This is a genomic window from Halalkalibacter alkalisediminis, assembly GCF_028610705.1.
GTDB lineage: Bacteria > Bacillota > Bacilli > Bacillales > Bacillaceae_D > Halalkalibacter > Halalkalibacter alkalisediminis.
The window spans coordinates 1-14,124 of the sequence record NZ_JAQQWT010000024.1 but is presented as its reverse complement, the minus strand read 5'-3'; the positions used below and the strand labels follow the sequence as shown (position 1 = coordinate 14,124).

General features: G+C 37.9%; 14 protein-coding genes. 10 read left to right on the top strand and 4 right to left on the bottom strand.

Features of this window, described 5'->3' with window-relative positions:
* The first annotated feature begins 92 nt into the window (after positions 1-92).
* Both PQ474_RS20240 and PQ474_RS20235 read left to right on the top strand, forming a co-directional pair.
* On the top strand, positions 93-923 hold the full coding sequence (locus tag PQ474_RS20240) for a DUF2935 domain-containing protein (RefSeq protein WP_273847236.1): 831 nt from the start codon (positions 93-95) through the stop codon (positions 921-923).
* 294 nt (positions 924-1,217) lie between these two features.
* The gene (locus PQ474_RS20235) at positions 1,218-2,945 is read left to right on the top strand and encodes a DEAD/DEAH box helicase (RefSeq protein WP_273847234.1); all 1,728 of its coding nucleotides are present in this window, start codon (positions 1,218-1,220) and stop codon (positions 2,943-2,945) included.
* Between the two features lie 75 nt (positions 2,946-3,020).
* Here the strand turns inward: PQ474_RS20235 and PQ474_RS20230 are convergent, their stop codons facing one another.
* From PQ474_RS20230 to PQ474_RS20220, 3 genes are read right to left on the bottom strand one after another with little or no spacing between them, the layout of a single operon-like run.
* Positions 3,021-3,158 (bottom strand): hypothetical protein, encoded by a 138-nt coding sequence (locus tag PQ474_RS20230; RefSeq protein ID WP_273847233.1) that lies wholly within the window; start codon positions 3,156-3,158, stop codon positions 3,021-3,023.
* Positions 3,159-3,179: 21 nt separating this feature from the next.
* A complete protein-coding gene (locus PQ474_RS20225; RefSeq protein WP_273847231.1) occupies positions 3,180-4,382 on the bottom strand; it encodes a hypothetical protein in 1,203 nt (400 codons plus the stop codon).
* The gene (locus PQ474_RS20220) at positions 4,379-4,837 is read right to left on the bottom strand and encodes an RNA polymerase sigma factor (protein ID WP_273847229.1); all 459 of its coding nucleotides are present in this window, start codon (positions 4,835-4,837) and stop codon (positions 4,379-4,381) included. The genes PQ474_RS20225 and PQ474_RS20220 overlap by 4 nt, the downstream gene beginning before the upstream one ends.
* Before the next feature lie 464 nt (positions 4,838-5,301).
* On the opposite strand from PQ474_RS20220, the gene PQ474_RS20215 reads away from it, so the two are divergent.
* Positions 5,302-6,027, top strand: a complete 726-nt coding sequence (locus PQ474_RS20215) for an HAD family hydrolase (protein WP_273847227.1) — start codon at positions 5,302-5,304, stop codon at positions 6,025-6,027.
* A 270-nt stretch (positions 6,028-6,297) separates the two neighbouring features.
* On the opposite strand, the gene PQ474_RS20210 is transcribed toward PQ474_RS20215, so the two are convergent.
* Positions 6,298-7,224, bottom strand: coding sequence for a ketopantoate reductase family protein (locus PQ474_RS20210; protein ID WP_273847225.1), 927 nt, complete (start codon positions 7,222-7,224; stop codon positions 6,298-6,300).
* A gap of 401 nt (positions 7,225-7,625) precedes the next feature.
* Between PQ474_RS20210 and PQ474_RS20205 the strand changes: the two genes are divergently transcribed.
* The 7 genes from PQ474_RS20205 to PQ474_RS20175 all read left to right on the top strand — a co-directional run.
* Positions 7,626-8,729, top strand: coding sequence for a TRAP transporter substrate-binding protein (locus tag PQ474_RS20205; RefSeq protein ID WP_273847223.1), 1,104 nt, complete (start codon positions 7,626-7,628; stop codon positions 8,727-8,729).
* A gap of 31 nt (positions 8,730-8,760) precedes the next feature.
* Positions 8,761-9,333, top strand: a complete 573-nt coding sequence (locus PQ474_RS20200) for a TRAP transporter small permease (protein ID WP_273847221.1) — start codon at positions 8,761-8,763, stop codon at positions 9,331-9,333.
* A complete protein-coding gene (locus PQ474_RS20195) occupies positions 9,323-10,630 on the top strand; it encodes a TRAP transporter large permease (RefSeq protein ID WP_273847220.1) in 1,308 nt (435 codons plus the stop codon). The genes PQ474_RS20200 and PQ474_RS20195 overlap by 11 nt, the downstream gene beginning before the upstream one ends.
* 146 nt (positions 10,631-10,776) lie before the next feature.
* Complete coding sequence (locus PQ474_RS20190) at positions 10,777-11,559, top strand: IclR family transcriptional regulator (RefSeq protein WP_273847218.1); 783 nt, start codon at positions 10,777-10,779, stop codon at positions 11,557-11,559.
* 236 nt (positions 11,560-11,795) lie between these two features.
* Positions 11,796-13,148: an aromatic ring-hydroxylating oxygenase subunit alpha gene (locus tag PQ474_RS20185; RefSeq protein ID WP_273847217.1), complete on the top strand. Its 1,353-nt coding sequence runs from the start codon at positions 11,796-11,798 to the stop codon at positions 13,146-13,148.
* Complete coding sequence (locus tag PQ474_RS20180; RefSeq protein ID WP_273847215.1) at positions 13,145-13,669, top strand: 3-phenylpropionate/cinnamic acid dioxygenase subunit beta; 525 nt, start codon at positions 13,145-13,147, stop codon at positions 13,667-13,669. Before PQ474_RS20185 ends, PQ474_RS20180 begins: the two co-directional genes overlap by 4 nt.
* Positions 13,670-13,831: 162 nt before the next feature.
* A partial coding sequence (locus tag PQ474_RS20175; RefSeq protein WP_273847214.1) for an aldehyde dehydrogenase family protein occupies positions 13,832-14,124 on the top strand: 293 nt, incomplete at its 3' end.

The following is a 14,124-nucleotide window of genomic DNA, read 5'->3' as shown; positions in this document are numbered from 1 at the left end:
AAAGTAGTAGAAAGGAAAAATGAATGAATGGTTAAACGCCAACATATGATTTAAGAGCATATTTTCGTACGAATGGAGAGGAGAATGTTTAAGTGAGGGAGACTTATGAAATTAGTCCTTGGGAAGAACATGCATTTTGGCTGGAAATTTTGCAGGATCACGCTTATTTTGTAAGAGATCATTTGGCTGCGACGGAACAACAGTATATCAACATCGCCCAACAGTACATTGAATCCTTTACGTATCTAAGAGAAAAGCTAAGAGGGTTAGACAGAGGAGAAGACGTCCAAACTCAAGTGATGGTTGAATTTGCCAAAGAAGTCTTTCCGGTAGCTGAAGGGTATTATCGTTTCGAAGGTCAAATGCAAAGTTTACGAATGCAAAATGTAGTTAACTTAAATTTAAGCCCAACGTACTTAAACGGTACATTAAGTGAAAACGAGGAATATTTGAGAATTCTATCTTTCTATATGAAAGGCCAAAACTTTCCCCCACTTCCATTAGTTGACCTTCTTGATTTATGGTTAGAGGATCAGTTAGGGCACGCGGTTTTGCTCAGAAACATATTGGATCCAGTTGAACTAAAAATTACCGCACAAACCGATCTGTACATCCAACAATTTCAAGCATTTATTGTGCAAAATGAGCAAATGAAAGGTTTTTTGCGCTTCTCACCACCTGGCATTCAAAGACAGCAACGCTTTTCCAGAGAAGTTGGGCAAGTGACGATTGATATGTATAACTTTATTATTAACGTTGTTCGAATGTATATGGGAATAGAGCTGTTAACACGCACCACATTACGCTTTTTAGAACATCATTTTCCAGAAAGCTGCTACTTTATTGCGAAATTAAGTATGTATGCACCAGAGCTCGCTCCTCAAGCTGCACAATGCCCATTAACAAAGCCGTCGTTTGATTAGTCACACGTGAAGTCTTCTAGTATTTTAAAGGGAGGCTTTTTGTTATGAGAGATCAAGTGAATGGTATAATAAAATAGGAGATTAGGGTAATAAATCGTGTGATCCCGATAACAAAATGTTTCTTCACGATAATAATTTTGAAAAGTTTAAAGGCATATGGACTACATGAGCTTTCAGATCATGCATTGTTAATTATTTCATTAAAGGCTTTGCGTGCAAATTCTCGCATAAAACCTTAAAATAATAGGATGTGAAAATTTGCGAACGGCTTTAGCACCAGGAGGAATCATAACAATGAACGCATTCCCAACAGAGAGCGATGTACAACGATGTCTAGATTTATTGTGTAATCAATATAAAGTACCAGAGAAAATCATTAAAACTATGTTTGGTCATACGAATTTTAATAGATTAAATACCCTCCTTACTTCACTTGGAAAGAAAAGGATTGATCCAACGGAGTTGACAAAAATGTTAATCATGGAAAAAGGAGCCTATCTTTTTGCAGGGAGTGATGATGCGGTAAGAGAGCTGAGAAAACATCTCTTACGGCAATTATCGAAATCTGAGTTAACGAACTTATATGAACGAAATCCAGCAACGAATAAAGTGATTACTTCACCTACTTATATGCTGACACCATTAGTGACAAAAAAGTGGATGATGGGAGGAGTTTGGCCACGTGATTTTGTGAGAACATTAGGTTTTCCAATGGTCTTTTCAGGAATTTCAGTACCGAAACCTGCAGCTACAGATGCGGTCGTAGATATTGAAGCGAGGAAAGTTGTGCCCCCCCTTGCTGATTTTCAACAAGGGTTAAAAGAAGAGATGCTAAGGGTTTTAAGTTCAGAAGGAGAACACACGAGATGTGTGGTCACTCTACCAACAGGTGGAGGAAAAACGAGAGTGGCTGTTGAAAGCTACATAGAGTGGATGCATGCTGGTTTTTCGCAAGGGAAGTACTTAATTTGGATTGCCCAAAGTGAAGAATTGTGTGAACAAGCGATCTCTTGTATTTCTGACATGTGGCAGGAAAAAGAATATCCTGAATCTCTACGTATCTACCGTTATTTTGCAGGGAAGAACATAGGAGAAGAACAACTAATTGGTGGTGCGGTGATTGCGAGTATTCAACAGCTCTATTCAAGAGTCAAAAACAATGATCCTGTCTTAGAAGAAATTCTTAGGAACTGTGGAGCAATGATTATTGATGAGGCTCATCATGCGGTCGCACCGATGTACAACCAACTTTTAGAAAAAGCTCATGATATTTGTGGACCGAGTCTATTTCCGATCTGTGGATTAACGGCAACGCCGGGTAGAAGTGACGGTGAAACAACGAAACTAGTTGATAAATTCCAAGCCTACTTGCTTCAGCCGCACATTTCAGATGACCCAGAGTTTGTGAGGAACCCTCTTTTATACTTTAGGCAACAAGGTTATTTAGCAAAACCCAAGCACATTGTTTACGATTCGGGACGAGGATTTGAAGTCGACGAACAAAGTGTGGATGCAGATGAGGATTTAATTAATGCGGAGCTGTTACGAGTTTTAGCTGAAGATGAGCATCGAAACTATCAAATTATTAAGCGTTTAACTGAAATTCCAAATCGAGCGCAAACACTAGTTTATGCCTGTACGATTGAACATGCAGAATTTCTTTCTCAGGCGATGAATGCCATTGGCCGCAAGTCCGCTATGATCTCATCAAATACACCAAAGGCAACACGCCGGATGTATATTGATGCCTTTAAAAGAGGGGATCTTGAATTTCTATTTAACTATGGAGTGTTGACGACTGGTTTTGATGCTCCGAAAACAGAGTATATCGTCATTTGTCGCCCGACAACGAGTGTGGTTTTGTACGAGCAAATTGTTGGAAGGGGATTACGTGGTCCAAAGTTTGGGGGAACGGAGTATTGTACGATTATTGATTTTGCCGATAATTTGTTGCGTTTAGGGAAGCCACTTGCTTACGTGCGGTTTAGTCGGTTTTGGGAGAATGAAGAGGTTGGAGTGTAGGCTCTAGTGATTATTCACTAAAAATGGGACTTGGCATCTTATAAATTAAAGATGCCAAGTCCCACTTTATGTTAACTAAACCCGTTCTTTCTTAATGTTTAATTCTTTCCGTTTAGCGAAAACTCGTCGTTTCTGTTTGGTGACATCACTTTGAAGCTCTGTCATACGTTGTTTATTGCAGCTAGTCATATAAATATCATTCCAATGAAACATTTTGATTCACTCCTTTCTACCTTAGAGGGAGAGTTCTCCTATATTTGCAAGGTAGGTGGCTTCTTCTTTTAAACTTTCTTCTTTAATTTCGCCATGATTGATTCCAATGAAACTTTGTAGTGTCCCAGCTAGTTTTTTCTCAGCTACATTGATTTGACCAAATAGATGGATGTCTGCCATTTTTTGTTTCAGGCTTTCTCCTTTTACTCCAGATTCAAAGGTAAGGGTTCCATCAACTATTAACGTAATGGGGGAATCAAATGCTAGAATCTGATCCTCTGACCAAACTTGTTCGCCTTCAACGAACACAAATTCCTGAGCATAGGTGATTACTTCTGTATCTAACACATTGCAGCGCTCATAGACTAGATCTTCAAGATCTTCGTGGCAAATGATGATCGACTTCGTATGAATTTGATCAATTGCCTTAGTAAATGCTTCTCTTGTAATATCTTTTTCAAGAAGAATTGGTTTTTTTGTATGAATTTTTGCTTGTTTAAATCGTTTAATGGAACGGCCATTTAAGCGTAGTTGCTTTTTAAATGACTGAAAACCTGCTGGTGTCACTTGAAGGACACAACCTAATAAGGAAGAGATTTTTTTGTGGAAGGAAGGTTCTTGTTCTTCGTGTAGGGAAACAACCCCTTTTACTTCAAGTTTACTTAGTCTTTCATTAAATAAATTCATATTTAAATCAGCTGAGAGACGCAGAACACCGGCAACGACTAAATGAAGTGGTTGTTCTATTGCTTGTAGGAAAGCATTTGTTAAAGTGAATTCTCCTAACTCAAAACGAGGTAAGGCCTCATCATAGGTGACAACCTCTCCCATAGAGCCAGTAACGAGATCTCTTACGATGCCAGAAAGTGATGTGGGACAATAAATTGCCCCGTTAACTTGAAAGGTGAGAAGGTTCTTTTTGATTTTTTCTTCTGATACATCTGGAGCAATGATAACAGCCCCATTCACAAAATATTTTTTAGGTTCTTGTAAAGAAATGAGAAAAGCCTCATCAATAGAAAGGGATCCGTTAATAAATTGGTGATCGTCTGGGATCTCCAAGCTTTTTCCAATGTTGCCGATGTTCAATGAAGAAAGCAAATGAGCATTGCCTTTTTTGTAAAAAACGAGTCCGACGTTGTTAATCCGTTCGATTCCTTTAATACTTTCAGTAGTAGCGTTTCGTAAATCTAATAACCCAACATTTCCAATTTTTTGTTTCATGTTAAATCCTCCTCAAATTTTGTTCTTAATCGTTTGTAGCGTACGGTTGAAGCTGGGATGCCTTGTTGTTTCGCAATCTCTTGACTGTTAAATCCTAACCAGTAACGCTTAAAGACGAGATTGCTTAACTCTTCTGGTAAATGAGACATGAGTTCGGCCATTTCTAGATGTGTGGATGCGATTGCTTCCACTGGAAAATCCAACTCATCTTCCCATGTGGTCTGACGGTTTTCTTTTCTGCGTTCGTCAATCATTTGATTTTTCATCACTCGAAAAAACCACGCTCGTTGTTTATGCTCTGGTAATTGAAGGAGGCTGACCTCTTTTAACGACTTTATAACAGCATCTTGTACGAGATCGTTTGCTTCTTGTTCATGTCTTGCGATTGAACGGGCAAACCGCAAAAGGTCATTTTTGAACCTCTCATACAAATCAATCGCTTCCACTTGAATCACTCACTTTACCTTTTATTATCACTTTCATAAAGATAACGTCTGAGAAGGGGAAAGTGTTGGGGGAATTTTTTAAATTTTTTTAAAACAATATAATTCGTAATTAGGATGTAATGGTGACGCATAAAAAATTTTTTGACGCATAAAGTTTCGTCCCCTCTATAATATCATTCATTTTGAAGGTGAAATTGATAGATCTCTTGTATCCAAACGGCCCAAAATGTAGAAAAATTCGTTATTGATAGAATTTAGCGTTATTAATCCTCTACTCCTCTATTTTTCAACCTCATTTTTTCGGTGTCGTTCCCCACTTCACTAAATCTTTAGATTGTTTTCTCTTTACAAGTTGAAAAGATGTTAATATATGAACTCGTGGGAGTATCATTTGAACGAGGTTAATGTTAAACGTTATTTATAAACTTATGGTATAATTTGGTTACACTACATCTTGGAAATGAGAGGCGATTATGTTGGCAAAAGCACTATTATTTGATCTAGACGGAACGTTGCTTCCGATGGATACTGATCAATTTATTAAACATTACATAGCAGAGCTTGCAAAAAGAATGGAATCTCTCATGGACCCTAATGAATTTGTAAAAGCACTTCTGACTGGTACAGCAGCAATGATAAAAAATAGAGAGTCTACCAAAACGAATGAACAAGTGTTTGAAGAGACCTTTTTACCTTTGACGTCATTACAAAAAGAAGAAATCTGGCCCGTGTTAGATGATTTTTATGAATCCATCTTCCCGACCTTTTCTCATTTAACGAAGCCGACTAAATTGGCTAAACAAGTAGTCGAGGAAGCGATCAAACAAGGTTATAAAGTAGCTGTGGCAACAAATCCTCTGTTTCCCAAGTCAGCGATTTACCACCGCCTGACATGGGCTGAAATAGATGAACTTCCATTTGAGTTAGTCACTGTCTATGAGAACATGGCCTTCACAAAGCCACATCAAGAATACTATCAAGAAATATCAAACCGTTTAAGTGTAACGCCAGAAGAATGCATGATGATCGGAAACGATAAACAAGAGGATATGGTTGCAAGCTCAATAGGGATGAAGACCTTTTTAGTGGAGGGACATGTTATTGATCGAGGAGAACCGAGCTTTTTGATAGATGATTACGGAACATTAGAAGACTTATATAATAAGCTAAAGAAGCAAGAAGGGCTGTTTAGTAAATAAAGTCTGTCGCGGACATCAGATCTCTTATTTTCGTTGAAAATCAAGGTCATCGCCGGTGACCGGATACTATGCAGCTATTCATGTAAATGGGTGAGGAAAGGCAACTGTATCAGAAAAGAGAGGAACCTATATCCGGAAGGCACTTAAAAATAACGGTTATCTTCATTATAATGGAACAGATACCGCCCACGTACTCAGAGTTTGCTACATACATGAAAGAGCAAACCTAATTTAATTTGGTCTTTTGTCTTTTTATTGGAAACTCGTCTATTAAGAAAAGTGGATATTCTTCTTTTCTATCACTTTAATAATTTGATAAAACATGTCATTAATAGGTGTGGGAACTTGGAGTTCTTGGCCTAATTTACTTACGGTTCCAGCTAAATAATCGACTTCTGTTTTTCGACCTGCTTCGATGTCTTGAAGCATTGACGTTTTTCCTTCGGGAGACAAGTCTTCTAACAAAATTTTTTCGAATTTGTTTAAATCACCTTTAGACAACTGAATCCCCTTTTTTTGCGCTAAATGAACAACTTCTTTCATAGCTGAACTCATTAATTCCCTCGATTCTGGTATTTGCTGAAACACTTTATAAGGTGCATTCAATATCGCAGACGTTTGATTGACTCCAACATTAATCATAAATTTCCACCACATTGAATGGAGAATGTCTTCCGGAACTTCATATGGTACGGATGCCCGATCAAATAGTTCTTTGACGCTGTCGATTTTTTGGGATACGGTAGCGTTTTTTGTGTCTCCAAAACAGATTCTACCAATGTTTGTAAACGTGATTGATGTCCCCGTTCGAAGGGCATCAATCGCGACGCACATAGCATGCAAAATCTGATCACTGCCAAATTGCTCAGCAATTATGTCTTCACTGGCAATGCCGTTCATTAAAGACATGATGATGGTATTTTGACCAACGTGATTTTGAACGCCCTCTAAAGCTTGATCAAGTCCGTCATATTTGACTGAGATCAGAAGAAGATCGGCAGGTTCCGTTTCATCAAAAGGCGTCTTATAATTAAAATCGTAACGCTCCCCATTCACCGTGACCCCATGTTCTTGATAACGATGAATTCTTTCTTCATTTGCTATAACTTGTAGGCAGGTTGGATCCATTTTATGCAACCTGCTTGCATAAGCAGCTCCTATTCCTCCTAGTCCAATTAGTGAAACTTTTCTTATCATGTTTTTTCCTCCATCTAAATTAGCTACTATATATACTTTATAAATTCTAGATAAATGGACTATTTCCTACATGAAGTTTATGAATTACTGAATGAGTTCGCTTTGAGGGATTGAATCAGATAAGGAGAACGAAACATTGCGATAAACTTGGACAGTTCTTCGGATGAGTAACCTCCATAGATAAGTTCTTTTATTTCACAAAAAAAATATTGTGTTGCATATAACGGCACAGATCAGTTGTTTTGATAATAAACCCATATTACAATCGGATTAGAAATTAATGAAAATTCAAATTTAATCAGACACCCACGAGATTTTTTTTCTAAAAGGAGGTATGTAAGCGCTTAATGAAGTGTCTCGTTTTCTTTTTGTTCATAAAAAAATTTAGGGGGAATTAAATTATGAAAGGGTTTACTTTAAAATTTCCATTTATTGGTTTAGTTATTTTGTTTTTATTGTTTTTATCAGCGTGCAGTGGTTCTACTTCAACAAATATGAATGAAGAGGAAGGTAGTTCAGAAACACCTGAACAAACAGAATCTACTCCGTCCGCAGAAGAAGCTGTCACATTTAGCATGGGTCATATGAATTCACAAGATCATGTTCAAGATTCGATGTCAATGAGACCTTTTAGTGAGGAAGTGGCTGAAGCAACAGATGGTCGAATTAATTTTCAGATCTACCCAGGTGGAGCATTAGGATCTCCTGCTGAAACGTTTGATAATATTGTTACAGGTATTATGGATGCAGGTTGGGGGCTACAAGGGTATAACGCTGGGAAATGGGAAGTTCATTCTGTCATGCAATTGCCATTTTTAGCAGAAGGCGATGCAGCTAAATTAAGTGTCATTGCGCAAAAGTTACATGATACGTTCCCAGAGATTCAAGCTGAATACGATGATGTAAAATTGTTCTGGGTTCATGCTGCTGACCCATATGCCATTATCACAAGTGGCAAACAGGTCACTAGTTTAGAAGATTTAAAAGGCTTACGATTAAGAACTCCTTCAGTTGAGGGCGGAAAAATGATTGAATCTTGGGGAGCAACACCAGTTTCGATGCCTGCACCAGAGATCTACGATTCGATGCAACGGGGAGTTATTGATGGAGGGGTGCTTCCAGTAGCCGCACTAGCTGATTTTAATCTATATGATGTTGTTGATTACGTAACGATTGGTAATTTCAATACAGCTCTATTCTATGTCACGATGAACAAAAACAGTTGGAGTAAGGTTCCAGCAGAAGATCAAGCAATTATTGAAGAAATGATAGGAGAGCCAATGGCGAGAACTTCTGGTGAAGCTTTTGATTATCAAAGAGAGCAAGCTTTGAACAAAGCACAAGAAGCAGGAATTGAATTTATCGAACTTGATGAAACAGAATTACAACGCTTTAGAGAAGCAGCTCAAGGTGTGACAGACGAATGGCTTGCAAGTATGGAATCTAAAGGGATTGACGGTCAAACGATCTTAGATGAAGCACTTAAATTAATGCAAGAAAATTAAGACCAATGATAATCCTTCTGGGGTGATAAAAATGAGCTCTAATGCAAAGGAAGTAGAAAAGGAGTTGTCGGGATCTCTGGATCCCAACAACTCTACTTCTTCAGAAAATAAAACAAATAAAATTGAGGCATTTGTCCATTCTCTTAATAATGTGACGCATAGAGTTTCCATGCTTGTTCTCTTCTTAATGATGTTTCTAACAACAAGTGATGTTATAGGTAGGTATTTCTTTTATAAACCTATAACAGGAACTTATGAATTGACCGGGTTGGCGATGGTCATTGTCATCTTTCTCAGTTTAGGTAAGACACAATTGAAAAAAGAGCACATTTCTATTGATTTTCTAACTAGTAAACTACCTGTTAAGCTTGAAAGTACTCTTAATGTTATCACATCGCTTATTATGTTAGTGCTCCTTAGCTTAACTTCTTGGCAATTGTTTGAATACTCAAGGAGATTTGGTAATCAAACGAGTGGAGACCTTGGTATACCGATGAATATTTTTGCGATTGTAGCAGCGATCGGTGTCCTTTTTTATGCACTAACTATCGTGCTTACGATGTGGAATTCAGTAATGAAGGTGGTGCGGAAAAATGAGTCCTGAATTAGTTGGAGGATTGGGCATTGCTTTATTATTAGTGCTTATTCTTTTAAATGTATCCGTAGGGCTCTCGTTGTTTTTAGTGGGGTTTCTTGGTGTCTCATTATTGACTGATTGGAGCGTTGGTTTAGCTCAGTTAGGAACAGCTGCTTTTGGTACGGCTAATGCCTATAGTTTAAGTGTCATTCCGTTATTTATATTAATGGGAATGTTTATGTCTAATACAGGGTTAGGTCAGGACCTTTTTAAGGCAGTCGATAAATGGTTAGGACATACACGAGGTGGTTTAGCGATTGCTACCATTGGGGCGAGTTCTATTTTTGCAGCAATTTCAGGCTCAACCAATGCCACAACAGCAACGATGGCCAGAATTGCGATCCCTGAAATGAATAATTATCGTTATAAATCGTCATTGTCAACGGCGGCTGTAGCTGCTGGTGGAACTTTAGGTATTTTGATTCCTCCTAGTGTGATTTTAATTTTGTACGGTGCGTTAACGCAGGAACCAATAGGTCCTTTATTAATAGCCGGTATTATTCCAGGTATTTTGTTAGCACTTGTTTTTATGATTACGATTAATATACAAGTTCGCTTAAAACCAGATATTGCACCAAGATCGCTAGAATCAGCCAAATTTAATGAAAAAATTCGTTCATTAGGGACGATTTGGCCGTTTATGCTTATTTTTATGGTTAGTATTGGTGGGATTTACTTAGGTATTTTTACACCAACAGAAGCTGGAGGAATTGGAGCAATAGGAGCTTTTCTCGTCACGTTAATTACTCGAAAATTAACATGGGAAAAATTATTGTCTTCCTTAGATGATACGATTCGTTTGTCTGTTATGATCTTTTTAATTTTAATTGGGGCAAGTATCTTTGGTCGATTTTTAGCATTAAGTCAGATTCCTATGAAACTAACCTCTTTTGTTGGCTCGCTTGATGTTTCGCCATTTGTGGTCTTGGCTTTAATTTTATTCATTTATTTAATTTTAGGAATGTTTATGGAAGGTATTGCGATTATGGTATTAACTTTACCAATCGTTTATCCGCTGGTTACCCAGTTAGGGTTTGACGGCTTATGGTTTGGGATCATTTTGGTCATGGTCATAAACATTGGAGTTCTCACCCCACCGCTTGGCCTAAGTGTATACATCATTAGTGGTGTTGTGAAAGATGTTCCTATTCAAAAGATTTTTAGGGGTGTAGCACCAATGGTCATTGTCATGATCTTCTTTACGATTCTATTAATCATTTTCCCAGAAATTGTGACGTACCTACCAAGTCTAACGCGAGCTTAATGAATTCTTTTATAAAACCTTCCTTATTATAAGCCACCTAATACTTCCATTATGGGTGATATAGTGAGAAGGTTTTTTGATTTGATTATAAAGATGATTGGTGGTTAAATATTAGTATCAATCGTATACAGAAACTGGGGTTAAAGATGAGAGATCTTAATTTAGAACCAATTCAATCACTAGAAAGAGCTATTCAGATATTAAATTGTTTTAGCTTTGAGAAAACAGAACTGTCTATTGATGAAATTATGAAAAAAACAAAACTAGCTAAAACAACAACTTACCGTTTACTGTGGACGTTAGAGCGTAACTATCTTATACAATATAATCAAAAAACAAATCAATATCGGCTTGGGACGAGGTTACTAGAATATGGAGGAATTGTGTTAGAACATCTCGATATCCGCAGAGAGGCTGAACCGATTATGCTTAAATTGTATGAAGAAACAGGTCATTCTGTCATTCTGGCTCAACCTCAATCGGAAACGATCCAATATGTACTAAGGTTTGATAGTGATGAAGGACTTCAGCCAAATAATTTTGTGGGGCGGAGGCGAATCATACATAACGGGGCACTTGGGATTGTTTTGCTTGCTTATATGGATGAAGAGTTTGTCCAAAATTTGCTTCAAGATTTTCCCCTTGAGTCATTCACACCTAAAACGGAAACCGACGAGCAAGTTTTTCTGAAGAGGCTAATAAAAATAAGAGACAACGGTTTTTATGTCGATGAAGATGAGACCTTTATTGGCTATACGGCGATAGCGGCACCTATTTTCCAAGGGAAAAAACAGGTTGTGGCTTCTATTGGTATTTCTGGTCCAACTTTTAAGATGGAGGGAGATAGACGGGAACAGCTAATTGAAAAAATCAAAAAAGCGGCTTTAGACATTTCAATAGAGATGGGTCAATCCGTATCAACCCTTTAAAATTTTGGAATAAAAAGCGTTTAAAACGAGGTGAAATCATTAAGGTTTCACCTCGTTTTTTTATGGTCGGCGTTCAATAGATTTATGAAATAAAAATATTTTTGAATTTTCATTTAATATTGACAAAACGGAAGAAACTGGTTAAGTTTAAGTTGTGAGTTCATTATGAAAACCGTTAGTTCACAATATGAATTGTAAGCGCTTTAGAATGTGTGTTTAAAGAGAGGGGACTTTTAATGATCAAGAGAGAGTTAGATGAAAAGCTTATTCAACAACTAAAGGATAAAATGTTAGAAGGGTTGCTACCTCAATGGGTGATTACAGATCCAGATATCTATGAACTCGAAAAGGAGAAAGTATTTGGAAAGACATGGCAGTTTCTAGGTCATGAAACGGAATTAAAGGAGACGGGCAGCTATGTAACAAGGTGGATGGTGAATGACCCCATTTTACTCGTGAAAGACAGCAAGAAACAAATCAAAGCGTATTTGAACTCCTGTACGCACCGCGGGACTCAACTATGTACAGCTGACCGAGGGAAAAAGAAAACATTTACATGTCCTTATCATGGTTGGAGCTATAACTTAGATGGCAAGTTGGTTGGGATTGTTGCTGGTAACAAAGTGTATGGAGAGGAAATGTGTAAAGACGAGTGGGGCTTGCGTGAAATTCCTAGATTAGAAAATTACCGTGGCATGATATTTGGTTGTCTCGATCCTCATGCAGAGACTTTAGAAGACTATTTAGGGGAAATGAAATGGTATTTTGATATGATGCTAGGAAGAAGTGATGGTGGAATGGAGGTCATAGGCCTACCGCAACGCTGGGTGGCAAAAGCGAATTGGAAATCAACAGCGGAGAACTTTGCAGCGGACCCTTATCATGTCCAAACGACCCATAGATCTACGGTTGAGATGGGAATCAGTCCAGAAGACCCTCTTTATGCAGGTTATGGCCATCAAGTTGTGATGAAGAATGCGCATGGAATTAATGTGATTACATCCAAAACAGGTCGTTCAAGATCAGAGTTCCAAGGAATGCCTCAATCGATGTGGCCGATGTTTCAGCGTAATTTGACGCTTGAACAAGCGGATATATTAGAAAGAGTTACCGTTTTTGTAGGAGGCGTTTATCCGAATCTGTCTTTTGTGAGCCCGATCCATGGAACGGAAGGACATTTACACAACTATCTTAATTTTAGAGTTTGGCGACCACTTGGTCCTGACAAAGTAGAAGTTTGGTGTTGGTTTATGATTGACAAGGCTGCTCCAGAAGAATATAAAGCAGATGCATACAGAGGGTATCTTGGTTCGTTTGGTCCAACAGGAACGCTTGAGCAAGATGACACGGAAACATGGGCACGAATTGTAGAAGTAAGCGGAGCCTCGATGATGCGCGATAAAGAGTTAAATTACAATAATGTCAGCAACTATTTAATGGGATTTAGTCATGTTAAGCAAGATGAAACTTTCCCTGGACCAGGTGTTGCGTATCCAACCACATACTGTGATGCTTTATCAAGAAGAATGCACGAGCATTGGCTAGATTTACTAACAGCAAACAACTCTGTAAAGGAGGAAAGCAAATGAGTAACGAGGTGAAATCAAAGGTTTCTCTTGAGATAAAAGAAGAGATTACGAATCTCCTATATCAAGAAGCTTACTATTTAGATAATCGTATGTACAAGGAATGGTTGGATTTATTATCGGATGAGATTGAGTATAAAATGCCTTTACGTGAAACGGTCGAAGGGGTTAATATCGATAACATCTCAGTTGACTCTGCGTTTTATGAAGAAACGAAGGCCTCTCTACGTACTAGGGTTCTTAGACTCTATACAAAATCTGCTTGGGTCGAGAATCCAGCAACACGTCAACGTCATTTTATTTCCAACGTAATGATTGAACCAGGTGATCAAACCAATGAATATCGTGTTCGAAGTTATTTTTTATTTAAAAGAAGTAGAGGCTCAACGATTGATATAGAGGAAATGTTTGGCCAGCGAAATGACATTATAAAACAAGTCAATGGAGACTGGAAAGTGACTTCGCGCACGATTATTCCCGATCAATCAGTCATTACAACTATGAATATGAGTATGTTTCTATAGATTCTTATAATAAAATGAATAATTTTTCTGAGTGTTGCACCTACAGGAACGACCTTCTTTCAAAGTAAAACCTGTAACGTTATGATGAATGTAAACGTTTACAAATTTTGGGGTAGTTAGTTCAAAATATGATCCTAATTCACTTTATGAGGAGTGCGATACATGCAAAACTATGAAGAATTAAACAAAAGTTTTATTAATGGTCAATGGGTTAAGGGAGGTAGCGAACGTTCTTATGATATCGTTAATCCTTACGATAACTCTCTTATTACAACGATTCAATTGGCTACATCTAAACAAATAGAAGAAGCTTTTGATAAGGCTAAAGCGGCTCAGAAACAATGGGCAAAATGTACAGTGGAAGAGCGAAGAGAAGTGTTGCACAAAGCAGCCGACTACTTAAAAGAACATCGAGAAGAAATCGTCAGTGTTATTGGGCGCGAAACAGGAGGAAG